Origin of the sequence: Ligilactobacillus aviarius, from assembly GCF_001654615.1 — a bacterium.
Taxonomy (GTDB): domain Bacteria; phylum Bacillota; class Bacilli; order Lactobacillales; family Lactobacillaceae; genus Ligilactobacillus; species Ligilactobacillus aviarius_B.
Window position 1 is genome coordinate 37,504 of the sequence record NZ_LWUD01000026.1, and the last position, 22,406, is coordinate 59,909.

Genomic DNA, 22,406 nt, shown 5'->3' on the forward strand with positions numbered 1-22,406 from the left:
GATTTGATTTTATCAAATCGCCTTTCTTTTTTCGTAGCTAATAATAGGCAAGCTTCAAGGAGGAAATAAAATGTTGATTGAGTCTTTTCAAGAATTCTGGGAAAAGTACCGGGTTCAGATAATTATTGGTGGATTAGTGGTTGGAATTTTGACTGTTTTATTTTTACCTGGCATCGGCGGGCGGTCGAATGAGCAGCAACCGATGACGGATATTCGGCCGACGTCGATCAGTCAAAACTCAAAAAAGAGTCAGGCTGGAGAAATGAAATCCCTCGCAACTTCAACTGGAGATGTTTATGTTGATATTAAAGGGGCTGTTCATCATCCCGGAGCGTATCAAATGGCAACTCAGCAGCGGGTCGGGGACGCGGTTCAAAAGGCGGGCGGTTATACGCCGGAAGCAGACCCTAATCAGGTCAACCTTGCACAAAAAATCACTGACCAGATGGTAATTTATATCCCGCGAAAGGGCGAAAAAATTCCAATTGTCAATTCGACTTCGACCATGAATCCCGGAACAGCTCCAAGTCCAACAGCCACTGAATCAAATTCGAATGGAAAGGTTAATTTAAATACGGCAACTCTTGAACAACTGAAAGGATTAACCGGCGTTGGCGAGAAGAAGGCTCAGAAAATTCTTGAATACCGGCAACAGCATGGACAGTTTAAATCGGTTGAGGAATTAAAAAACGTAAACGGCTTTGGTGAAAAAAGTTTGGCAACTTTGGCAGAACAAATTTGTGTATAAACTTCTTGGTATATAATAATTAATATCAACGGAGGTGTTTTTATGAAAAATCAACGGATTCCTTGGAATCAGTATTTTATGTGTCAGGCTATTTTACTGTCAATGCGCGGAACATGCAAACGGCTTTCAGTGGGAGCAATTTTGGTGCGTGATGACCGGATTATTGCTGGCGGTTATAATGGTTCAGTTTCTGGGGATGTGCACTGTATTGATGAAGGTTGTTATTTAGTTGACGGCCATTGTTTGCGCACGATTCATGCTGAGATGAATGCTATTTTACAATGTGCGAAATTTGGAATTCCGACAAGCGGGGCAGAAATCTACGTGACGGATTTCCCATGTTTGCAATGTACAAAGAGTCTTTTGCAAGCGGGAATCAAAAAAATTCACTATTTAAGAAATTATCATAACGATCCATATGCTGTTTCATTACTTAAAAAGAAAAATATCGAGGTTGAACAGGTAAAAATTAATCCTAAATATCTCGAATCAGTTGTTCAAGTTGCTGACGAAAACGCGGAATAATTTTTCGAAAGTATTTTTTATTATTTTATGCCCTTGAAGCGCTTGCGCTTAACTACTGGATTGTTTCCAAAAGTTGGCTGGCATGTTTGCTGTTGGTTCTTGTGGTTATTCGAATTGGGATAACGCGATGGCGGTCGTTGATTATTGGTGGGATAATTTTTGGAGGCCTGTGGAGCCTGTTGATGATTCCTACAATTCGAAACCTGACCCGCCATTTTGAAAGCTATCGGGTCGAAAATCATGTTTATCAGACATATGCTGATCAGTTAAAGATTTCTGATGAGATGGTTTCATTTGAGGCGATTGACCGGACTCAAAATAAACATGTTAAGGCAACTTATTTTTTTAAGAATAACCAGGAACGCGAAATGTTAAATCGTCAAAAAGGATGCTTACTATTTAACGTTGATGCCGATGTGAAACTTCCAGATCAGCCGCCTAATGAAAATCAATTTGATTACCGGCGCTTTCTTCAAAGCCGAAATATTAATCAAATCGTTCAAATTGCTAAAATTAACCGGATTGATTCTAGTCATTTGAATTTGGGAAATGATTTTGGTCATCGGATTCGAATGCGGATGCTTCAGAATCTTAATCGGCTACCATCTGCGTTAAAAGATTACGCAAAGGCGTTAATTTTAGGCATTATTGATGATGATTTTCAGGTTACGGTTGAGCAAATTCGGAAACTGGGATTGCTTTATCTATTTTGCCTTTCGGGAATGCATGTCTTTTTTATTCGCAAGTATTTAATGATGATTGGAACATTCTTTAAAGTCCCAATCGAAGGAATTGATTTGATTTTACTGCTAGGATTTCCATTTTATTTGATCATTGGCGGTGGAAGTTTAAGTCTTTCACGCGCAATTTGGATGGCGTGGCTTGCAACTTTATCCCGTTTTATATTGAAACGGGGATTAAGCGGAATTGAATGTTGGAGTATTGTGTTGATCGTGAGTTTATTCAGATTTCCCTTAATGTTCTTTTCGCTTGGAGCGTTATTGAGTTATTTGATGACGTTTATCCTTTTACTTGCAAGTAGCAAGTCTGCATTTAAAATGAATTTTAAACTGAATAATTTTAGTATCCCGTTGATTTTAAACAGCACGTATCAGTGGAATATTTTAACTTCAGGGCTCGCATTTGCTGTTGGGTGGATTTTTGAAAAAATAATCTTTCCAATTACACTTTTGGGAAGCATAGTTCCGGGAATTCGAAACATTTGCAATCAGCTTTTATTACTGGTGAATCAAGGATTTGCTTCTTTAGCTGCAATTCCAACGACAATTACTTTTGGAAAGCTTCCGGGCACGGTGGGCGTTTTAATTATCTTGATGATGTTTCTCATTGAAAATCACCGGCATCGGTTTGCAAAATGGGTAATTATTGGAATGCTTTATCTGGGAAGTTGGCTTTGGATCGCCTTTCCGCTTAAGTCGAAAGTAATTTATTTTGATATCGGTCAGGGGGATGCAACCTTGATTCAAAAGGCTTTTCAGCATCGCGTGGTTTTGATCGATACTGGTGGTAAATTGAATTATGGAAGAAAACGACCATCGAACCGCCCAACTGCTGGCCAGCGAATTATTGCTAATTATCTTTTAAGTAAAGGATTAACGGTGGTCGACGGCTTGTATTTAACTCATCAGGATACGGATCATATTGGATATATGGCAAGTATTGGAAAGCAAATCAGGTATAATAAGATTTATGTTCCTGCTGGAATGGAAAAGTTAGAATCTTTTCAGCAAAAATTGAACCAGTTAAAGCAACCGCCCAAAAAGATCATCCCGGTGACTGATCAGGTTTCGGATAAAGATTTTAAAATTTTGCACCCGTTTGAAGAGGGAAAAGGAACCAATCAGGATTCAATGGTTTTGTATCAAAAAATTGGGAATTATCGGTTTTTATTTACCGGCGATCTTGATCGAGCCGGCGAATTAAAAGTAATTGACCGCTATCCGGATCTAAAAGTTGATGTGTTAAAGGCGGGCCATCACGGAAGTAAAACATCATCTAATCCAGAGTTTATTGATCAAATTGCGCCCAAGTTGGCAATTATTTCAGCAGGAAGAAATAATCGCTATCATCATCCCAACCAAGAAACCCTCCAAACGTTTAATGAACGGGCCATTCCTTTTTTAAATACTGCTAAAAGTGGAATGATTCAGGTTGAGATCAGTGATTCAAAAATTAACGTAACTGAGGGGTTAAAGAGGTAAACAAAGTGAATGTAAATGAATTGATTTCAAATTTAAAGGAACGGAAAGTGAATCCAGTAAATGTAATTCTCGGCGAAGAACAATACCAAATTCAACGTATCCGGCAAGCATATCTTGATTTAATTCCAGATGAAGAACGGGAGTTTAATGTTGGACAATATGATATGGAGACCGTTCCGTTAAGTACGGCATTAGATGATGCCATGTCCGTTCCATTTTTCGGTGAATACCGGCTTGTGATGATCACTAATCCGTATTTTTTAACGGGGGAAAATAAAAAAAGCAAGCTTGAGCATGATGTGAACGGGCTGATGAATTATATTCAAAACCCGCAACCGACAACGATTTTGGTAATCATTGCTCCTTATCCGAAACTTGATGAGCGTAAGAAAATTGTCAAACTTTTAAAGCAAAATGGGAATGTGGTTGATAACCACTTAATGACCGAAAGAGAAGTTCAAGCAGAATTAGCTCACGTATTAAAGCAGAAAAAGGTCGAAATTGAACCGCAAGCGATGCAATTATTACTTGAAAAAACAGGTTCTAAAATTGAAATAGCAATCAATGAATTACAAAAGTTGATGATTGCTGCCGGACAAGAACGTTTGATTACTGTTGAATACGTTGAGCAGCTTGTTTCAGCTTCGTTAGAACAAAATGTATTTGACTTAATTGATCTGGTAATGCAGCATAACGGGGCAGCCGCTTTGAAAATGTATCATGAATTACTTGATCAACAAGAAGAACCGTTAAAAATCAATGCAATTCTTTTGGGAAACTTCCGGTTACTGCTTCAGGTCAAGGTCTTGCACAAACATGGATATGCTCAGGGAAACATTGCAGGAACGTTAAAAGTTCATCCGTATCGGGTAAAGTTGGCTTTAAGAAAAATCAAGCGGTTTTCGCTGGGTGATTTAAGAAAAGCATATTTAGGATTACTTGAAAACGAAGAAAAAATGAAGTCGACATCTCAGGATCCGGAACTTTTATTTCAAATGTTTCTATTAAAATTTAATCAAAATAAAAAAGCTGGAAATTAATCCAGCTTTTTTATTTTATTAATTAATAAAATTATTTGTTTAAACGAGCTGCCATCCGTGACTTGTCACGAGCTGCTTTGTTAGCCTTAATTAAGCCCTTTGAAGCTGCCTTATCAACTGCAGAAACAGCTGCTTGATAAAGTTCTTCAATGTTATCTGCACCAGCAGTAACTGCTTTTTCAAATTTCTTAACAGCAGTCCGCATCTTGCTTAATTGTGAAGAATTCCGACTGTTAGCTTTTTCGCTTGTCTTTACGCGTTTGATCGCTGATTTGATGATTGGCATGATTTCACCTCCAAAATTATGAATTCCGTTACCGGTCATCACTAAACTTTAACATAGACAATTATACAAGAGCAATTCCGACAATGCAATAAAAAAATCAAAGTTTGTCAAGGTATTTCGCTTGACAGTAAAGGAAGCTTGATTTTATTTTGCAATTCATATAAAATGTTAATCGTGCTTAAAGCACAGACCTTTTACTGAGTGAGATTCGATTCACCGACGTTTTACTCGGTATTGGGCGACATTTAAATGAAAGGGTGGAAGTCATAATGGCTATTACACAAGAAAAGAAAAACGAAATCATGAAGAAGTATGCTCGTCACGAAGGCGACACAGGTTCAGCAGAAGTTCAAATTGCTGTTTTAACTGCTGATATCAACGAATTAAACGATCACGTTAAGGAACACAAGAAAGACTTTGCTGCACAACGTGGTTTGATGAAGAAAATTGGTCACCGTCGTAACTTACTTGCATACTTACGGAACACAGATATTCAACGTTACCGTGAATTAATCAAGAGTTTAGGTTTACGTCGTTAATCCGATTAAGAAAGTGCTTGGAAATCCAAGCACTTTTTTTATAACTAAAATTTCTTGAATTAAATCAAATGATTAAACTGTGGTATACTTAATATTAATTGATTTGAACGGTTAGAATTTAAGAACTTTTAGGAGTGAAATTATGTGCGATATTAAGTTAGATATCCTCAGCGGTGTCCGTGAAAACGGAAAAAATATGTATGCCGTTGAGGTTGATGATCAGATTTTTATTTTAGATTGTGGATTAATGTACCCGGAAAATGAACTTTTGGGAATTGATATTGTAATTCCAAATTTAGAATATTTGGAAGAAAATGCGGATCGAATCGCCGGCATTTTCCTGACACATGGTCATGCAGATGCAATCGGAGCGCTTCCGTATTTTGTTGAAAATCATCCGGTTCCGGTTTTTGGTTCCGAATTGACAGTTGCATTAGCTAAAATTGCGTGTGAAAATGTTCCGCAAGCGAAGAAGTTCAATGATTTTCACATTGTTGATGATCAAACCGAAATCGATTTTGACAACGTAACGGTTTCGTTCTTCAAGACAACCCACTCAGTTCCAGAATCTCTTGGAATTGTAATCGAAACCGACCAGGGAAATATTGTTTATACTGGGGACTTTAAGTTTGATCAAACGGCAACGGATGGTTATCAAACTGACTTTGGGCGGATTGCTGAAATTGGACGTCAAGGTGTACTTGCGGTTTTGAGCGATTCAACCAATGCTGAAAATCCAATCGAAATTGAAAACGAAAAAGATGTAATGGATTATATTATGGACACGTTTGAGTACCATAATGGCCGGATCATTGTGTCAGCCCACTCATCAAATTTGGCGCGGATCCAACAAGTATTGAATGCTGCACATCAAAATGATCGGAAAGTTGCAATGATTGGACACGATGTTGAAAAGATCGTGCGGACCGCTCTCAAGCTTGATAAGCTTCACTTGCCAGCCGATGATATTTTTGTTGATGTAAAGGAAATCAATGACTTAAAGGATGATCAGATCGTAATTTTGCAAACCGGACGTTCAGGGGAACCATTGAAGTCATTACAAAAGATGGCTCTTGGCCGTCACCGGTCAGTTAAATTACATCAAGGAGATTTGGTGTTGATCACTTCAACGCCGTCACCAGCCCGTGAAACGAATGTTGCTCGGACACGGGATATGATTTTCCGTTCAGGGGCAACGGTCAAGACGGTTGCAGATGATCTTAACCTGTCAGGGCATGCTAGTCGAAATGACCTTCAATTGATGTTTAATCTTTTGAAACCGAAATATGTTATTCCGGTTCAAGGTGAATATCGTCAATTAGATGCCACGAAGGAATGCGCCTTGGAAACTGGGATTGACAGTGATCATATTTTAATGGTCAATAAGGGCGACGTCCTTCAATATGCGCATGGAAAATTCCAACCAGCTCCAGCAATCGATGCAAGTAACACGTTAATTGATGGAATTGGGGTTGGGGATATCGGAAATATCGTTCTTCGGGATCGGAAATTGCTTGCTGAAGATGGAATCTTTATCGCAGTTGTAACGATCGATCGGAAGAAACGGAAAATTGTTGATACGCCCAAATTAACTTCACGGGGGTTCGTGTACGTAAAAACAAGTCGTGATTTAATGACCGAAGCACGAAAGATCGTTACGAAAGTTGTTCAAAGTAATCTAGATAACAAAGAGTTTGATTGGACCCATCTTAAACAGGATATCCGTGATCAACTGAATCACTTCCTGTACGAACAAACGAAGCGTCATCCAGTGATTATGCCGGTAATAATGGAAATTAATCAAACATTTCCAAAAAAGAATTATAAGAAATCAAAATCACATAAAGGATAAGATAAAAAGGTCGCATCGCGGCCTTTTATTTGTAAGAGGAGAGGAGTCAATGAACGAAGAATTGATTGAAAAGGCCCAACAAGCTTATGATAACGGACATTATGATCAAGCGGTCTCCTTGATGGAGAAAGCCTATTTAAAAAATAAAAACTTCCATAATAACTATTATTTATTTAAATTTTTAAAAAAAGATCAAAAATGGGTCCAAGCAGTTACGGTTGCGAGTGAATATCTCAATGAGTACATTCAAAATGATGATTATTTTTATCAGTATTTTGATTGTCGGCTTCATGCCGGGGATGTTTTAGGATGCTTTGAACTGTTAAACCAATTAGATCCATATTTAAATTCAGCTGAAAGGCAAACCTTAGCGCAAAAGGTTAAATTATACCCAAGTTATTTGAGTAAAGAGCAACAGGAACTAAAGCAGGAAGTGTTAAGAAAATTAAAATATTTAGGTGGCTTTTCAATTCATGAACAACGCGAAATTTTAAACAATATTAATCTTTTAAATCCCCAAGAATTATTTTTAAATTGCAGATCAGTATTTCTTGATCAAGATGTTTCGTGTGTTGTGCGAATGTCGTTATTGAACACATTACGTAAAGTTTCGAATAACCAAGTTGAGGTTTTGAATTTATTCAATGAAGTCATTCAGGTTGATTTATCAAAGCTTGCGCCAATTGAAGAATTGCCGGTATATGTGAAGATCAAGCGGCGGATTTTTGATTCAAAAAAGATTGCGGAGCCATTAAAACTCAGAATGTTTAGCGAAGCAAAGATGAAGCTTTTTGTCGTTTACCCGGAAATTGAGCAAATCGATCAGAATGACCTGGTAAAAATTGCCTTGTTGCAAACGGAAAAGCTTTCTCCAAAGGGGACAATTTTAAATCAACAAATTAATCGTGAGATCGATAAAATTAACGATTTTAAAATTTAATTGTTTTTTTATTTACAAACTTCAAGGACACTTATATAATGAATCAAGGATTCTTCTTTTAGAACAAAATCATTTTATTACTTGGTTTTATTTAAAAGAAGTAGTATAATACATACCAAGGATTATCAACATCTAATTTTGATATCTTTGGAAAAATATAGGAGGTTCGTATTAATGCCAAAAGAACATTACGAAAGAACAAAGCCACACGTTAACATTGGTACAATCGGCCACGTTGACCACGGTAAAACAACTTTAACAGCAGCTATTACAAAAGTTTTAGCTGAAAAAGGTTTAGCACAAGCTGAAGACTACGCTTCAATCGATGCTGCTCCAGAAGAACGTGAACGTGGTATCACAATCAACACAGCTCACGTTGAATATGAAACAGAAAAGCGTCACTATGCTCACATCGATGCTCCAGGACACGCTGACTATGTTAAGAACATGATCACAGGTGCTGCTCAAATGGATGGTGCTATCTTAGTTGTAGCTGCAACAGATGGTCCTATGCCACAAACACGTGAACACATCTTGCTTGCTCGTCAAGTTGGTGTTAAGTACATCGTTGTCTTCTTAAACAAGACAGACTTAGTTGACGATGACGAATTGTTAGACTTAGTTGAAATGGAAGTTCGTGACTTATTAAGCGAATACGACTTCCCTGGCGATGACATTCCAGTTATCCGTGGTTCAGCTTTGAAGGCTCTTGAAGGCGACAAAGAACAAGAAGCTAACATCATGAAGTTAATGGATACAATCGACGAATACATCCCAACACCAGAACGTCCTACAGACAAGCCATTCTTAATGCCTGTTGAAGACGTATTTACAATCACTGGTCGTGGTACTGTTGCTTCAGGTCGTATCGACCGTGGTACAGTTAAGGTCGGCGACGAAGTTGAAATTGTTGGTTTGAAGGATGAAGTTCTTAAGACAACAATCACAGGTGTTGAAATGTTCCGGAAGACCCTTGACTTAGGTGAAGCCGGCGATAACATCGGTGCATTACTTCGTGGTATCAACCGTGACCAAGTAGAACGTGGTCAAGTTTTAGCTAAGCCAGGCTCAATCCAAACTCACAAGAAGTTCAAGGGTGAAGTGTATGTCTTAACTAAAGAAGAAGGTGGACGTCACACACCATTCTTCTCAAACTACCGTCCACAATTCTACTTCCACACAACAGACGTTACAGGTGTTATTGAATTGCCAGAAGGCGTAGAAATGGTAATGCCTGGCGATAACGTTACATTTACAGTAGAATTAATCGCACCAGTTGCTATTGAAAAAGGTCTTAAGTTCACAGTTCGTGAAGGTGGCCGTACAGTTGGTGCCGGTGTCGTATCAGACATCCTTGACTAATTTGAAACCAATTAAAAGTCTGGGTTTATCCCAGGCTTTTTTTGTTACCTCAACAATTTTTGAGATTTCGTTTACATTTTGCGATTTCTAAGGTAAAATTAGTTAATATACAGATACTGTTTATCGTATAAAATTTAGAGTACGGAGGGAATAAAATGTCTGTTAAATGGGAAAAAAAAGAAGGTACAAATGACGGAAAGTTAACCTTCGAAATCCAACCAGATAAAATTAAGGAAGGCTTGGACATCGCATTCAACAAAGTGAAGAAATCACTTAACGTGCCTGGTTTCCGTAAGGGCCGGGTACCACGTCAAATCTTCAATAAGATGTACGGCGAAGAAGCATTATACCAAGATGCTTTAAATGCTCTTTTACCAGAAGCATATGCAAATGCGGTATCAGAATCAAAGATCAAGCCTGTTTCACAACCTGAAATCAACGTTGAATCAATGGAAAAGGATTCAGCTTGGGTTCTTTCAGCTAAAGTAACGGTTGAACCTGAAGTTGAATTAGGTGAATACAAGGGCCTTGAAGTTATGAAGCACTCAACTGATGTTTCAGACAAAGAAGTTGCAGATGAATTAGAACGTCGTCGTCAACAACAAGCTGAACTTGTATTAAAGGAAGACGAACCAGCTGCAGAAGGCGACACAGTTGTAATCGACTTTGAAGGTAAAGTTGACGGTAAGCCATTCGATGGTGGCAAGGCTGAAAACTACTCCCTTGAATTAGGTTCAAAGACATTCATTCCGGGCTTTGAAGATCAATTAGTTGGTCACAAGGCTGGCGATGAAGTTGAAGTTAAGGTTACATTCCCAGATGACTACCAAGCAAAGGACTTGCAAGGTAAAGATGCTGTCTTTGAAGTTAAGATTCATGAAGTTAAGCAAAAAGAACTTCCAGAATTAGATGATGACTTTGCTAAGGATATCGATGATGATGTTGATACATTAGAAGAATTAAAGGCAAAGGTTAAAGACGAAATCAAGGAACAAAAGGAAGCAGCTGCTAAGAATGCCGTTCAAGAAGAAGCAATCTCAAAGGCAGTTGAAAATGCTAAAATCGGTGACATTCCAGAAGCAATGATCGAAGATGATGTTCAACGTCAAATGGATCAATACTTCAGTGGAATGCAACAACAAGGAATTAACCCAGACATGTACTTCAAGTTAACGGGAACTTCAGAAGAAGACTTACGGAAGCAATTCCGTGAAGGGTCAGAAGAACGGGTTAAGACAAACCTTGTCCTTGAAGCAATCGTTGAAAAGGAAAATATTGAAATTTCAGAAGATGAAATCAATGATGAAATCAAAGATTTAGCAACTCAATATGGAATGGATGAAAAGGCTGTTCGTTCTGCCTTATCAGATGACATGTTGAAACATGATATTTCAATCCGGAAAGTCGTTCAAGAAATGACAGATTCAGCAAAGCAAGACTTGCCTGAAAAGAAAGAAGAAAAATAATTTTCTTTGATCAAAAAACAGCTCTCGAAAGAGGGCTGTTTTTTTACTCATTTTCATGATTAACGGTCGCAAGCTGATCTTCAAATGGAATTGAATTATCAAATCCTAAAAGTTCATGTGGACTTAAATAGCGGGTTTTAATAATAATTTCGGAAATTTTTTGCGGCGGTTCGGGATTAGCTTTCGTCAACCATAATTTAATTACGCTGATCAACTCTGAAATCACTACTTCATGGGCGTAATCTTCTGGAATATAGTTTTTAACGTTGATATTTCCTTTAATAAGTTCAATATCTGAATTTAAAATATTCCGTAAAAGTTCTTTGATTTTCTCTTCGAAATACGGATCCCCGTTTGGCCCAATTAAAGCTTTCGCTAATTCAAGTTCGTCATAGATATATTCAATAATTTTATTGATTTTTGAATAAAGTTGAAGCTGCATTTCCTCAATGCTTTGTTCAGAAATTTGGCTAGTGTCCTCAACCTTCAACATTTTATTTACATGTTCAAAAAATTGTTTTTCATAGTGGTCGACCAAATGCGGCTTGTCAATAAAATGTTTGTAAAATGTACTGCGGTTAATATTGGCAGCTTCGGTAATGTCTTTAACCGTGATATGACTTAATCCCTTCTCATTTACCAGGTAAATGAATGCGGCTTTGATTTTTCGTTCGGCCGTCGCAATTTTCTGATGCACACTCATAAAAATTCTCCTTTTATATTTCTGATATTTATTATAAGAGCTTTAGCTAAAAAAATACAATACCAAATCAACAAGGTGTTGCTTTTAATTTTGCCATTTTAGCTTAAAATTTGGTTAAAAGCAACACCTTGTCGGATTTCGATGATTGATATTCCCGTTAAATTAATATATATTTGTATGGTAAAAACAACACTGTGTCTATTTAAAAGAGAAAAGAGGAAATTTAATGGAACAAAAGGACGGCTCAAAGAAGCGATACATTGTTCAAGCAATTATTTGGGTCATTTTGTTGATTGCTTCTTTGATTACGTTACCAAATATCAATCAATTAGTCCGTGAAAAAGGACAAATCAAGCTGCCAAGCGACTTGACCAGTCAGGTAGCTGATAATATTCAAAATCACTGGGGAAGACATGAGGATAACACGCGGCAAGTCGTTGTTGTCTTCAACAATGGCGATCGAAAATTATCCGCCAACCAGCAGGATAATATCGATGCTACGATTAATTCCTTTAAACATCAGGAGAAGAAGTATCATATCAAATCAATGACTGCGCCGAACGAAAACAAGTATACACGTGCGCAATTGATTTCCAAGGATAAAACAACTGAAATTCTTCAATTGAATGTTGATAAGAATATTACGGTTGCGAAAACGCGTGAATTGATCACAAAGGGTGCTAAAACTCCGGGAGTGAAGACTTACGTTACTGGAAGTGACATCTTAAATGATGACTTCATTAGTGAAACGCAAGAAGGAATCAAGAAGACCGAAACGATTACGATCGTCTTTATCTTTATTGTTTTGGCTTTGATTTTCCGTTCACCGTTGACGCCAATTTTCTCATTGCTGTCAGTTGGAATTTCAATGCTGATTTCATTAAGTGTTGTAATGAACTTAGCAAAACATTTTAATTTCCCATTATCAAACTTTACTCAAGTTTTCATGGTTGTTGTTTTATTCGGGATTGGGACTGACTATAACATTTTGATGTTTGATCAGTTTAAAGAAGAACTTAGTAAAGGGCTATCGCCGCTGCAGGCTACCCGCCGGTCACTCCGGATTGCTGGAAAGACGATTCTTTTTAGTGGGTCTTCTGTTTTAATTGGATTCTCAACGTTAGGTTTAGCGAAATTTAGTATTTATCGTTCAGCCGTGGGGGTTGCGGTTTCAGTTGCCATTTTACTGTTGGCATTGCTGACCCTTAACCCATTCTTTATGGCAATGCTTGGAAAGAAAATTTTCTGGCCAAGTAAGAAATTTAATGGTTCATCAACCAACAAAATGTGGCATAACATTTCAAAGACAATGGTCAAGATGCCGTTTATTGGATTGATCGTTACTGCGTTATGTGCCTTGCCATTCCTTTTGTCAAAGGGAAGTCCGTTAAATTATGATACGTTGGTTGAATTGAATGACTCTGTTCCAGCTAAGCAAGGGTTTAAGGTTGTTCAAAAGCACTTCTCAAAGGGAACGGCAGAGCCAACGACTCTTTACATTAAGACCGATCATCCGGTTGATAACGAAAAGGATCTCAAGGAAATCGATGAACTTGCACGGCAAATTCAAGCTGTGAAGGGCGTTAAAACTGTTGCAACGGTTACTGAGCCGGGCGGATCAAAATTAAAAGAATTATATGTAAATGATCAATTGAAGACCGTTACAAACGGAACAAAGGATGCCCGGAAAGGCTTAAGCCAAATTAGTAACGGATTGGATGGGGCTAACTCGCAATTGAAGGGGGCCAACATTCAAGCCGGCGTCGATGGTGCTAAGAAGTTGTACGATGGAAGTCAACAGCTTCAAGCTGGGGCAAACACATTGGCAAATGGCGCGTCAACATTAGGCAATGGGATGATCACCTATGCAAATGGGGTTTACACCTTAAATAATGGAATGAGCCAGCTTGCCGCTGCAACAAGCGGATTGGGCTCAGGCGTGGATGCTTTGTATAACGGTGCCAATGCATTGAATAGCGGGCTTGCAACGTTGAACAGCAAGACGGGTGCTTTAAGTTCAGGCGTGAATGCATTATTTAACGGCGCAAGTGCTTTAAATGGTGGCTTGTCAATGTTAAATGGCAAGACGGGCGCTTTAAGCTCAGGTGTGAATGCACTATTTAACGGGGCCAATGCTTTAAATGGCGGTTTGTCAACGCTGAATAGTAAGACGGGTGCTTTAAGCACAGGCGTTAACAAGTTAACTGATGGAAGCAATCAACTTGTAAATGGTTCAAACGAACTTGCAAACAAGTTGAATGCGGCCAAAAACAATCAACAATTGGCTCAATTAGGACCAAAAGTTAAGGAACTTCAAGCCGGTGCAAATCAAGTTGCCGATGGCTTGAAACAGGTTCAAAATCAATTGAATTCTTCTCAAATGCAGCAACTTAAAGGCCAACTGGGCAACTTAACGAATGCATTGAGTCAGTTGCAGAATGCTGCAACGCCAGATATCAGCGGAATTCAAAAGACAGCCCAAGCACTTTCATCAAATAGCGATAAGGCGAAAACGGATGCTGGCAACTTGCAAAATGCTTTGAACCAATTGAAACAGGCTGCAGGCTCAGCTTCATCAGGAAGTGCTGGTTTATCAAGTCAAGATATTAATAATATTGTTAACTCGGTTCAAGGATTAAACGATTCACAAAAGCAACAGCTTCAGGAAGCATTGCAGAGTGCGTCAAATCAAATTGCACAAAAGCAACAGCAAATGATGAGCGGTTTGAGCGACAGCATCAACAGTGCAACCAATAGTGCGCAAGCATTGCAAAATGATATGCAATCTGTTTCATCAAGTGGTTCTGATTTATCAAACCAATTGAATCAATTGCAATCAACGGCGGAACAGTTAAGTAAGTTAAAGACGATGGCTTCTCAATCTCAAACTCAAGAAGCGGTCAATAACTTGAATAATGCCGTTAGCCAATTGCAAGGAGCAATCAATAAGTTAGTTCCAGGATCAAGTCAAGTTGCCGATGGGGTTGGTCAATTAAGTCAAGCAACCGGTCAAATTCAAGACATGGTTAACCAGGCAGCAGCCGGGGCAACCCAAATTAGTAATGGTGCAAATGCATTGAACGGCGGCTTGAATCAATTAGGTTCACAAGTTCCAGCATTGACTGGCGGAATTGCCCAACTTGCAAATGGTTCAAATCAATTAGCAGGCGGCATTGGATCAATGAAAGGTCAATTACCAGCATTGACTGGCGGAATTGCCCAACTTGCAAATGGTTCAAATCAATTAGCAGGCGGCATTGGATCAATGAAGGGTCAATTACCGGCATTGACTGGCGGAATTGCCCAACTTGCAAATGGCTCAAGCCAATTAGCAGGCGGTATCGGTTCAATGAGAAGTCAAATGCCAACGATGCTTGGTGCAATCTCAGCATTGTCAGCCGGAACTGGTCAATTGGCAGCCAATGCCCCAGCATTAGTTTCAGGCGCTGGTCAAGTTTCATCAGGGGCAGCATTGCTTGCTCAAAACCAAGGAACGTTAACTAATGGTCTTGGTCAGATGTACAGTCAAATCAGCGGCATGGCTGGACAAGTCAACGAACTGGAAAACGGATTGACAACGGCAAGCAACGGAGCCAAGAAGATCAACCAAGGACTTGGAACTGCAAATAACTACCTTACAGGTCTTAAAGATTCAGCCGCTGCGGATACGTACTACGTTCCAAAAGATGTTTTGAAGAGTAAAGAATATCAAAAGGCTGAAGATAGTTATCTTTCACAAAACAAGCATGCGGTTAAATTTACGATCGTCTTAAACGAAAACCCAAGCTCATTGAGTGCGATGAAGACGGTTGAAAATATTCAAAGTCTTGTGAATAAGTCAATTAAGGGAACTTCCCTTTCAGGAGCAAAAGTTGCGTTAGGTGGTCAAACGGCATACATCAATGATACGCGGAATGTTGCTTCGAAGGACTTCATTCGGACGGCAATCATCATGTTGACCGGAATCTTGTTGGCATTGATGCTGATCACGCGGTCAATCTTACAACCGTTCTACATTTTGGGAACATTATTATTGGCATACATCATGTCATTGGATATTACGCATTTGATTAGTAAGGCATTCTTAGGCCAGAGCATGTTGACGTGGAATACACCATTCTTTAGCTTCATCATGCTGATCGCCCTAGGGGTTGACTACAGTATCTTCTTGATGATGAAGTATCAAGAATACGATGGTTTCCTTGCAACGCCGGGAGCACGGATCGTGAAGGCTGCAACTGAAATCGGAGCGGTGGTTGTTTCAGCTGCTTTGATTTTGAGCGGAACCTTTGCTGCTTTGATGCCATCCGGAGTCTTGACGTTGATTCAAGTTGCGTTAGTTGTAATTATCGGATTAACGATTCTGGTATTTGCAATTCCAACAATCATTCCAAGTCTTTTGAGCCTGACATATCCGATTAAGGATAAGATGGATAAGACGACGAAAAAGAAGCATTAATCGAAAAAAAAAATTGCAGGTTTCACCTGCAATTTTTTTATTGGCGTGAAAGTGTTTAGTTAGAATAAATAATTAAAATTTGGTAAGATAGAGTTAATGATTTTTTGATGATAGGGTGAGAATGATGCACGATAATAAGGAAACACAGGAAGAAATCCGCTGTTCATTTTGCGGAAAATCGGAATCACAGGTTAACAATATGATTTCGGGACCTGGAGTTTATATCTGTGATGAATGCGTTGAAGTTGCAGATTCAATTATCAAACAGGAACAACGCGCACAACTAGCAAATGACTTTTCACGGATTCCAACACCGCAAGAGATCGTGAAGACCTTGGACCAGTATGTGATCGGTCAAAAACAAGCCAAGAAGGTATTGGCAGTTGCGGTCTACAACCACTACAAGCGAATTTCATCATCGCTCAACAGTGATGATGATACCGAATTACAGAAAAGCAATATTTGCTTAGTCGGTCCAACTGGTTCAGGGAAGACTTACCTTGCTCAAAATTTGGCGCGGGTTTTAAATGTTCCGTTTGCGATTGCCGACGCAACCACGTTAACGGAAGCCGGTTATGTTGGGGAAGACGTTGAAAACATTCTGTTGAAATTGATTCAAAATGCAGATTACGATATTGAACGCGCCCAACGCGGGATTATCTATATTGATGAAATTGATAAAATCGCAAAGAAAGCCGAGAACGTTTCGATCACCCGGGATGTTTCCGGTGAAGGGGTTCAACAAGCATTATTGAAGATCCTTGAAGGAACGGTTGCAAGTGTTCCGCCACAGGGAGGACGGAAACACCCGCAACAAGAACTCATTCAAATTGATACAACCAATATCTTATTTATTGTCGGCGGAGCGTTTGATGGCATTGAAAACATCGTTAAAAACCGTCTCGGTGATAAGACGATCGGCTTTGGAACCAATTCAAGTTCATCATTTGATGAAAGCAAGAGTTTGATGCAGCAGATCATTCCAGAAGATTTGATGAAGTTCGGATTAATTCCAGAATTTATCGGTCGGCTTCCAATTTTGACTTCACTTGAGAAACTCAATGAACATGATTTGGTTCGAATCTTAACGGAACCGAAGAATGCGTTAGTTAAACAGTATAAGAAGCTAATGGCGTTGGATGATGTTGAGCTTGAATTTACCGATGAAGCCTTAAGCGAAATGGCTCAGTTAGCTATTCGGCGGAATACCGGTGCGCGGGGATTACGTTCAATTGTTGAACATACGATGATGGATGTAATGTATGAAACTCCAAGTAATGATCAAATCAAGAAGGTCATTATTACGGGAGATGCCGTTAAGGGTACTGGGAAACCGGAAGTTATCATGGCAAATGAAAAATAGACTTTCAGGACCATTCTTTTTTTGCTAGAATAGTTTTGAGATTAGTAGTGGGAGGCTTTAAAATGGAAAAAGCACAGATCGGTGTTATTGGAATGGCTGTCATGGGGAAGAACCTTGCGTTGAACATTGAACGGCAAGGTTATCGCGTTGCGGTATACGATTGGGATTCAACGTATACTAAGCAAGCAATGAAAGATCATGGCGACAAGAATTTTGTTGCAAGTTACGAAATGAAGGATTTCGTTGAATCAATTGAGAAACCGCGGCGGATCTTAATGATGGTTAAGGCCGGCGCTCCAACCGATTCAACCATTCAAAACGTTTTACCTTACCTTGATAAGGGTGATGTTTTGATCGATGGCGGGAATACCTTCTTTAAGGATACAATGCGGCGGAATAAGGAGCTTGAAAATTCCGGAATTAATTTCATCGGAATGGGAACTTCAGGCGGACAAAAGGGTGCATTGAACGGTCCTTCATTGATGCCCGGCGGTCAAAAAGAAGCTTACGATCTGGTTGCTCCAATTTTAAAGCAAATTGCGGCCAAGGCACCTGAAGATGGTGAACCATGTGTTGCTTACATTGGGCCAAATGGTGCCGGACACTATGTTAAGATGGTTCACAATGGAATTGAATACGGCGATATGGAATTGATCGCTGAAAGTTATGATTTGATGAAGCGTGTCCTTCATATGTCAAATGCTGAAATTGCAGCAACGTTTGACGAATGGCGGCATACTGAATTAAACAGTTACCTGATCGATATTACAGCTGAAATTTTGACGCGGAAAGACGATCTTGGAACTGGAAAAGACATCATTGATGTGATCCTTGACCGGGCCGGAAATAAGGGAACTGGAAAATGGAGTTCACAAAGTGCACTCGATCTTGGAATGCCGCAAACATTGATCACTGAAGCGGTGTATGCTCGCTACATTTCAGCTATGAAGAAGGAACGGGTTCAAGCAAGTAAGGTTTTGCCGCAACCTGAAAATCAAGTTCCAGAAGTCGACAAGCAAGCAACGATTGAAAAAATTCGGAAGGCCCTTTACTTCAGTAAGATCATGAGTTACGCTCAAGGATTTGAACAGATTAAGGTGGCTTCGGACAATTATCAATGGAACATTCACCTTGGAGAACTTGCAAAGATTTGGCGTGCAGGATGCATTATTCGGGCTCAATTCTTACAAAAGATTACCGATGCATACGATCGTGATCCAGAATTGGATAACCTTTTGCTTGATGATTACTTTAAAGAAGTTGTTACTAAATATCAAAGTGATGTTCGCGATGTTGTTGCGTTAGCTGTTCGGGCTGGGATTCCATGCCCATGCTTTACATCGGCAGTGACATACTATGATCAATACCGGTCAGCTGATCTTCCAGCAAATATGATTCAGGCCCAACGTGATTACTTTGGGGCTCACACATTTGAACGGACTGACCGTGAAGGCAACTTCCACTATGAATGGTATCCTGAAGAGTGATTAGCAAATAAAAATCAAGAAAACGCCACGAGATAGTTTTCGTGACGTTTTTGATTATTTAACATTGGAGTGAGAAATTAATGAGCAGAATATTGATTGTTGAAGATGAAGAAAATTTAGCACGATTTGTTGAATTAGAGTTAAAACATGAAGGATATGAAACTCAGGTCAGTTATGATGGCCGGGAAGCTCTTGAATTGGCCTTGAATGAAGACTGGAATGCCATTCTTTTGGATTTAATGCTTCCAGGATTGAACGGACTTGAAGTTTGTCGCCGGATTCGCCAGGTGAAAACGACCCCGATTATTATGATGACGGCTCGCGATTCAGTTATCGACCGGGTTTCAGGATTGGATCACGGGGCTGACGACTACATCGTCAAACCGTTTGCTATTGAGGAATTATTGGCGCGTTTACGGGCCGTTCTTCGGCGGGTTGATTTAGAAGATGAGGGGCGCGCCGGCAAGGCAACGACGGTCACATATAAAGATTTGACGATTGAAAAGGAAAATCGGATCGTCCGGCGCGGTGATGAAGTCATTGAATTAACGAAACGGGAATATGAATTGCTGTTAACGTTAATGGAAAATGTCAACGTGGTTCTTGCCCGGGAAGACCTTTTGAAAAAGGTTTGGGGCTATGAAAGTAAAATTGAAACTAACGTGGTCGATGTTTATATTCGGTACTTGCGGAACAAGATCGACCGTCCCGGTGAAGACAGTTATATTCAAACGGTTCGCGGAACTGGATATGTAATGCGGTCGTAAACCAATGAACAAGGAAGTTATTAACGGCGAAAAAATGCAAGAAAGTACAAAGCGGCCAACTTCATTAAAGGTTAAGTGGTCGCTTGGAACAGCCCTGGGAACGACGATTATTTTTGCAATTTTCGCAGTGCTGCTTTTTCAGTGCTTTTCAAGCATGTTGCTGAAACAGGATCAAAACAATGTGCGTAGTGCATTAAACGCGACGGAACAAAAGTTGAATAACTGCCATCATAATTTAACGATTGAAGATATTCAACGGTCATTTAATATTGATTATTCGCCGCAACGCCCGGCAAAGGATAGTCCGTATAAGGATTCGTTTATTCAATCAGCATCGCATGAAGGGTTGACGGTGAGTGTTTATGACTGTTCCGGCCGTGAATTATATACAACGAAGCATGATACGATCAAGTTTCACAAAGTTAAAGAATTAACGGAAACGCATTACCGGCAGAATGGACATACGATCTTGCTGTTACGGAAGCCGATTCTGGATAAAGGAACCCACCAGGTAATTGGTTACGTTCAGATTTCAAACCGTCTCGTGCAATACGATCAAAGCCGGCACAAATTGATTACCTTATTCATTATTATTGGGCTAACGGTTTGTTTTGCAATTGCGTTGATGAGTTACTGGTTGTCATCTCTTCTCTTACAACCAATCGATACATTGAATGAAACAATCGATAAAATCAACAGCAATGATGATGAAGGAAAGGCCTTGTCAGAAGTGCGGGTTCCAGTGGTTTCAAAGGATGATGAGCTCGCGGAATTAACGGTTTTGTTTAACCGCATGTTGGATCGGATGCACCGGTATGTTGAACAACAGCAGCAATTTGTCGGCGATGTTTCGCACGAATTGCGGACGCCGGTCGCCATTATTCAGGGACATTTAGAATTACTTGAACGCTGGGGAAAAGACGATCCGCAAGTGCTTGATGAATCGATCAAGGCTTCGCTTCAAGAAATTGATCGGATGAAGAACCTGGTTCAAGAAATGCTTGATTTATCCCGGGCAGAACAAGTCGAAATTCAGTATAAAAATGAGATCGCTGATGCGCGCGAAGTCGGCTTACAGGTCTTTAACGACTTTAAGATGATCCATCCTGATTTTCAAATCGTATTAGATAATGACTTGAAAACGAAGACCCCGGTTCGAATTTATCGGAACCACCTTGAACAGATTTTGATTATTTTGCTTGATAATGCGGTCAAGTATTCAACTGATCGCAAGGAAATCCACATGGCAATGTCCAAAAATACCCGGTACGTTGAACTGGTTGTTCAGGACTTCGGGGAAGGAATTTCACAGGCAAATATTAAAAAGATTTTTGATCGGTTCTATCGGGTCGATAAGGCTCGTAGCCGGAATAAGGGTGGAAATGGATTAGGACTTTCAATTGCTCATCGGTTAGTTGAAGGCTATCATGGCTCAATTAGCGTTGAAAGTGTTGAAGGGCAAGGGTCAGTCTTTAAAGTCCAGTTACCCCTTGTGAAAGACGTTCAAAAAGAATAACAAAAATGAAGGTGTGACAAAACGTTAAAAACGAGCGTGGTGGAAGCAGAAAAGCGAACGAATCGCGGAGCAAAGATTCGGAGGTTTTCGAATTAGCTACGCGTCACCACACGGCTCGTTTGTTTTGGAACCCGATTATGCGGATATAACAAAAAGGCTGTGATTTACGTCACAGCCTCTTTTTATTACTTATTTCGATGTTGTTTTCCGGCATTGCGCTGGCGGTTCAAATTATGAGTTTCGGCTGATTTTTCCTGCGCATCCTTAATTTGAGCTTGAATTGGCTTGATTGGTTCTGGATGAACGGTTTTCCGTGCAGCCATTTGGGCTTCAACTTCTTTTTTGATTCGTGGACGCATTCCGTTGATTAATAATGTTTGAAGACATGCAATGATTCCACCTGCAAAGAAGTATAATCCTAATCCGGCAGGAGCAATCCAGGTCATAAAGGCAAACATTACTGGGGTATAAATCATCATCATTCCCGTTGTCATTTTTGCCATTTGACCATTTTGCTGCGGCATTCCCCGGGTCGACAGCCAACCTTGAAGAGCATAGATCAAGAAGGTCAATGCAACAAACGTAAAGCTGCGGCCTGCAAGGTTGATGCCGAAAAATGTTGAGTGGGCCAGGTCAGGTGAATATTCAATTGCGGCATACAATGCGGCAAAGATCGGCATTTGAATCAAAAGGGGCAAACACCCGATTCCGCCGGTCATTGAAATTTCGTTGTCCCGATACAGGGCCATCATTTGTTGGCTTAAAAGCATTTGTTCTTCTTGCGTTTGCGCTTTTTGGGCTTGCTTTTGAAGTTCCATTAATTGAGGTTGGATCGCAGCCATTTTTTCTTGCTGAACCGTTGATTTTTTCATTTGACTCAGCATCAATGGTAATAACAAGAACCGGACAACGATCGTAATCACGACGATCGACCATCCGTAACTACCGCCTAAAAGGTTTGCAAGCCACTTTAAAAGGTGTTGGGTTGGAACTGCAAGGTAATCATAAATGAATCCGTACGGTTTCCCAGAGCTTGTACGTTGAACACATCCGCCAAGGAAAAGCGAAACGGTTAAAAACATCCCCGCAAGGATCCCAATTTTTTTCTTTTTCAATTTTCAAATCCTCTCA

17 protein-coding genes are annotated in these 22,406 nt (G+C 39.8%); 14 read left to right on the plus strand and 3 right to left on the minus strand.

Annotated elements, in window-relative coordinates; all coding sequences use genetic code 11:
- The first annotated feature begins 70 nt into the window (after nucleotides 1-70).
- Genes A3O17_RS05010 through holA form a run of 4 tightly spaced genes read left to right on the plus strand, consistent with a single transcriptional unit; the run spans nucleotide 71 to nucleotide 4,535 of the window.
- Complete coding sequence (locus A3O17_RS05010; RefSeq protein ID WP_081255645.1) at nucleotides 71-748, plus strand: helix-hairpin-helix domain-containing protein; 678 nt, start codon at nucleotides 71-73, stop codon at nucleotides 746-748.
- A 42-nt stretch (nucleotides 749-790) separates the two neighbouring features.
- Nucleotides 791-1,273 (plus strand): ComE operon protein 2, encoded by a 483-nt coding sequence (locus A3O17_RS05015; protein ID WP_057827754.1) that lies wholly within the window; start codon nucleotides 791-793, stop codon nucleotides 1,271-1,273.
- Nucleotides 1,274-1,332: 59 nt separating this feature from the next.
- A complete protein-coding gene (locus A3O17_RS05020; RefSeq protein WP_404802691.1) occupies nucleotides 1,333-3,495 on the plus strand; it encodes a DNA internalization-related competence protein ComEC/Rec2 in 2,163 nt (720 codons plus the stop codon).
- Between the two features lie 5 nt (nucleotides 3,496-3,500).
- Complete coding sequence (gene holA, locus A3O17_RS05025; RefSeq protein WP_064213034.1) at nucleotides 3,501-4,535, plus strand: DNA polymerase III subunit delta; 1,035 nt, start codon at nucleotides 3,501-3,503, stop codon at nucleotides 4,533-4,535.
- Nucleotides 4,536-4,566: 31 nt separating this feature from the next.
- Here holA and rpsT read toward each other — a convergent pair whose 3' ends face one another.
- The gene (rpsT, locus tag A3O17_RS05030) at nucleotides 4,567-4,821 is read right to left on the minus strand and encodes a 30S ribosomal protein S20 (protein WP_057906889.1); all 255 of its coding nucleotides are present in this window, start codon (nucleotides 4,819-4,821) and stop codon (nucleotides 4,567-4,569) included.
- Nucleotides 4,822-5,090: 269 nt separating this feature from the next.
- Here rpsT and rpsO point away from each other — a divergent pair, with 269 nt between their 5' ends.
- The 5 genes from rpsO (at nucleotide 5,091) to tig (ending at nucleotide 10,980) form a co-directional block, all read left to right on the plus strand.
- Nucleotides 5,091-5,360 (plus strand): 30S ribosomal protein S15, encoded by a 270-nt coding sequence (gene rpsO / locus A3O17_RS05035; protein WP_057827758.1) that lies wholly within the window; start codon nucleotides 5,091-5,093, stop codon nucleotides 5,358-5,360.
- A 142-nt stretch (nucleotides 5,361-5,502) separates the two neighbouring features.
- Nucleotides 5,503-7,212, plus strand: coding sequence for a ribonuclease J (locus A3O17_RS05040; protein WP_064213035.1), 1,710 nt, complete (start codon nucleotides 5,503-5,505; stop codon nucleotides 7,210-7,212).
- A 49-nt stretch (nucleotides 7,213-7,261) separates the two neighbouring features.
- Nucleotides 7,262-8,152, plus strand: coding sequence for a hypothetical protein (locus A3O17_RS05045; protein ID WP_064208159.1), 891 nt, complete (start codon nucleotides 7,262-7,264; stop codon nucleotides 8,150-8,152).
- A 174-nt stretch (nucleotides 8,153-8,326) separates the two neighbouring features.
- Complete coding sequence (gene tuf / locus A3O17_RS05050; protein ID WP_064208160.1) at nucleotides 8,327-9,514, plus strand: elongation factor Tu; 1,188 nt, start codon at nucleotides 8,327-8,329, stop codon at nucleotides 9,512-9,514.
- A gap of 155 nt (nucleotides 9,515-9,669) precedes the next feature.
- Nucleotides 9,670-10,980 carry a trigger factor gene (tig, locus tag A3O17_RS05055; RefSeq protein ID WP_057906893.1) on the plus strand — a complete coding sequence of 437 codons (1,311 nt, stop codon included), beginning with the start codon at nucleotides 9,670-9,672 and terminating at the stop codon, nucleotides 10,978-10,980.
- 43 nt (nucleotides 10,981-11,023) lie between these two features.
- On the opposite strand, the gene A3O17_RS05060 is transcribed toward tig, so the two are convergent.
- A complete protein-coding gene (locus tag A3O17_RS05060; RefSeq protein ID WP_064213036.1) occupies nucleotides 11,024-11,683 on the minus strand; it encodes a TetR/AcrR family transcriptional regulator in 660 nt (219 codons plus the stop codon).
- 226 nt (nucleotides 11,684-11,909) lie between these two features.
- On the opposite strand from A3O17_RS05060, the gene A3O17_RS05065 reads away from it, so the two are divergent.
- The 5 genes from A3O17_RS05065 to A3O17_RS05085 all read left to right on the plus strand — a co-directional run bounded on the left by A3O17_RS05065 (nucleotide 11,910) and on the right by A3O17_RS05085 (nucleotide 21,275).
- On the plus strand, nucleotides 11,910-16,142 hold the full coding sequence (locus tag A3O17_RS05065; protein ID WP_064213037.1) for an MMPL family transporter: 4,233 nt from the start codon (nucleotides 11,910-11,912) through the stop codon (nucleotides 16,140-16,142).
- A gap of 124 nt (nucleotides 16,143-16,266) precedes the next feature.
- Nucleotides 16,267-17,505, plus strand: coding sequence for an ATP-dependent Clp protease ATP-binding subunit ClpX (clpX, locus tag A3O17_RS05070; protein WP_057827840.1), 1,239 nt, complete (start codon nucleotides 16,267-16,269; stop codon nucleotides 17,503-17,505).
- A gap of 62 nt (nucleotides 17,506-17,567) precedes the next feature.
- Nucleotides 17,568-18,992, plus strand: a complete 1,425-nt coding sequence (gene gndA / locus A3O17_RS05075; protein ID WP_057827765.1) for an NADP-dependent phosphogluconate dehydrogenase — start codon at nucleotides 17,568-17,570, stop codon at nucleotides 18,990-18,992.
- A gap of 80 nt (nucleotides 18,993-19,072) precedes the next feature.
- Nucleotides 19,073-19,759, plus strand: a complete 687-nt coding sequence (locus A3O17_RS05080) for a response regulator transcription factor (protein WP_057827766.1) — start codon at nucleotides 19,073-19,075, stop codon at nucleotides 19,757-19,759.
- Between the two features lie 34 nt (nucleotides 19,760-19,793).
- A complete protein-coding gene (locus A3O17_RS05085; protein ID WP_225354742.1) occupies nucleotides 19,794-21,275 on the plus strand; it encodes a HAMP domain-containing sensor histidine kinase in 1,482 nt (493 codons plus the stop codon).
- Between the two features lie 185 nt (nucleotides 21,276-21,460).
- Here A3O17_RS05085 and yidC read toward each other — a convergent pair whose 3' ends face one another.
- Nucleotides 21,461-22,390, minus strand: coding sequence for a membrane protein insertase YidC (gene yidC, locus A3O17_RS05090; protein WP_064213038.1), 930 nt, complete (start codon nucleotides 22,388-22,390; stop codon nucleotides 21,461-21,463).
- Nucleotides 22,391-22,406: the final 16 nt, after the last annotated feature.

Excerpts from the sequence above, each read along its gene's own strand:
- A3O17_RS05010 (WP_081255645.1), top strand. The coding sequence starts at position 71 with ATGTTGATTGAGTCTTTTCAAGAATTCTGGGAAAAGTACCGGGTTCAG.
- A3O17_RS05060 (WP_064213036.1), bottom strand. The coding sequence starts at position 11,683 with ATGAGTGTGCATCAGAAAATTGCGACGGCCGAACGAAAAATCAAAGCC.
- rpsO (WP_057827758.1), top strand. The coding sequence starts at position 5,091 with ATGGCTATTACACAAGAAAAGAAAAACGAAATCATGAAGAAGTATGCT.
- A3O17_RS05045 (WP_064208159.1), top strand. The coding sequence starts at position 7,262 with ATGAACGAAGAATTGATTGAAAAGGCCCAACAAGCTTATGATAACGGA.
- gndA (WP_057827765.1), top strand. The coding sequence starts at position 17,568 with ATGGAAAAAGCACAGATCGGTGTTATTGGAATGGCTGTCATGGGGAAG.
- A3O17_RS05040 (WP_064213035.1), top strand. The coding sequence starts at position 5,503 with ATGTGCGATATTAAGTTAGATATCCTCAGCGGTGTCCGTGAAAACGGA.
- rpsT (WP_057906889.1), bottom strand. The coding sequence starts at position 4,821 with ATGCCAATCATCAAATCAGCGATCAAACGCGTAAAGACAAGCGAAAAA.
- A3O17_RS05065 (WP_064213037.1), top strand. The coding sequence starts at position 11,910 with ATGGAACAAAAGGACGGCTCAAAGAAGCGATACATTGTTCAAGCAATT.
- tig (WP_057906893.1), top strand. The coding sequence starts at position 9,670 with ATGTCTGTTAAATGGGAAAAAAAAGAAGGTACAAATGACGGAAAGTTA.
- A3O17_RS05080 (WP_057827766.1), top strand. The coding sequence starts at position 19,073 with ATGAGCAGAATATTGATTGTTGAAGATGAAGAAAATTTAGCACGATTT.
- A3O17_RS05085 (WP_225354742.1), top strand. The coding sequence starts at position 19,794 with ATGCAAGAAAGTACAAAGCGGCCAACTTCATTAAAGGTTAAGTGGTCG.
- A3O17_RS05015 (WP_057827754.1), top strand. The coding sequence starts at position 791 with ATGAAAAATCAACGGATTCCTTGGAATCAGTATTTTATGTGTCAGGCT.
- tuf (WP_064208160.1), top strand. The coding sequence starts at position 8,327 with ATGCCAAAAGAACATTACGAAAGAACAAAGCCACACGTTAACATTGGT.
- clpX (WP_057827840.1), top strand. The coding sequence starts at position 16,267 with ATGCACGATAATAAGGAAACACAGGAAGAAATCCGCTGTTCATTTTGC.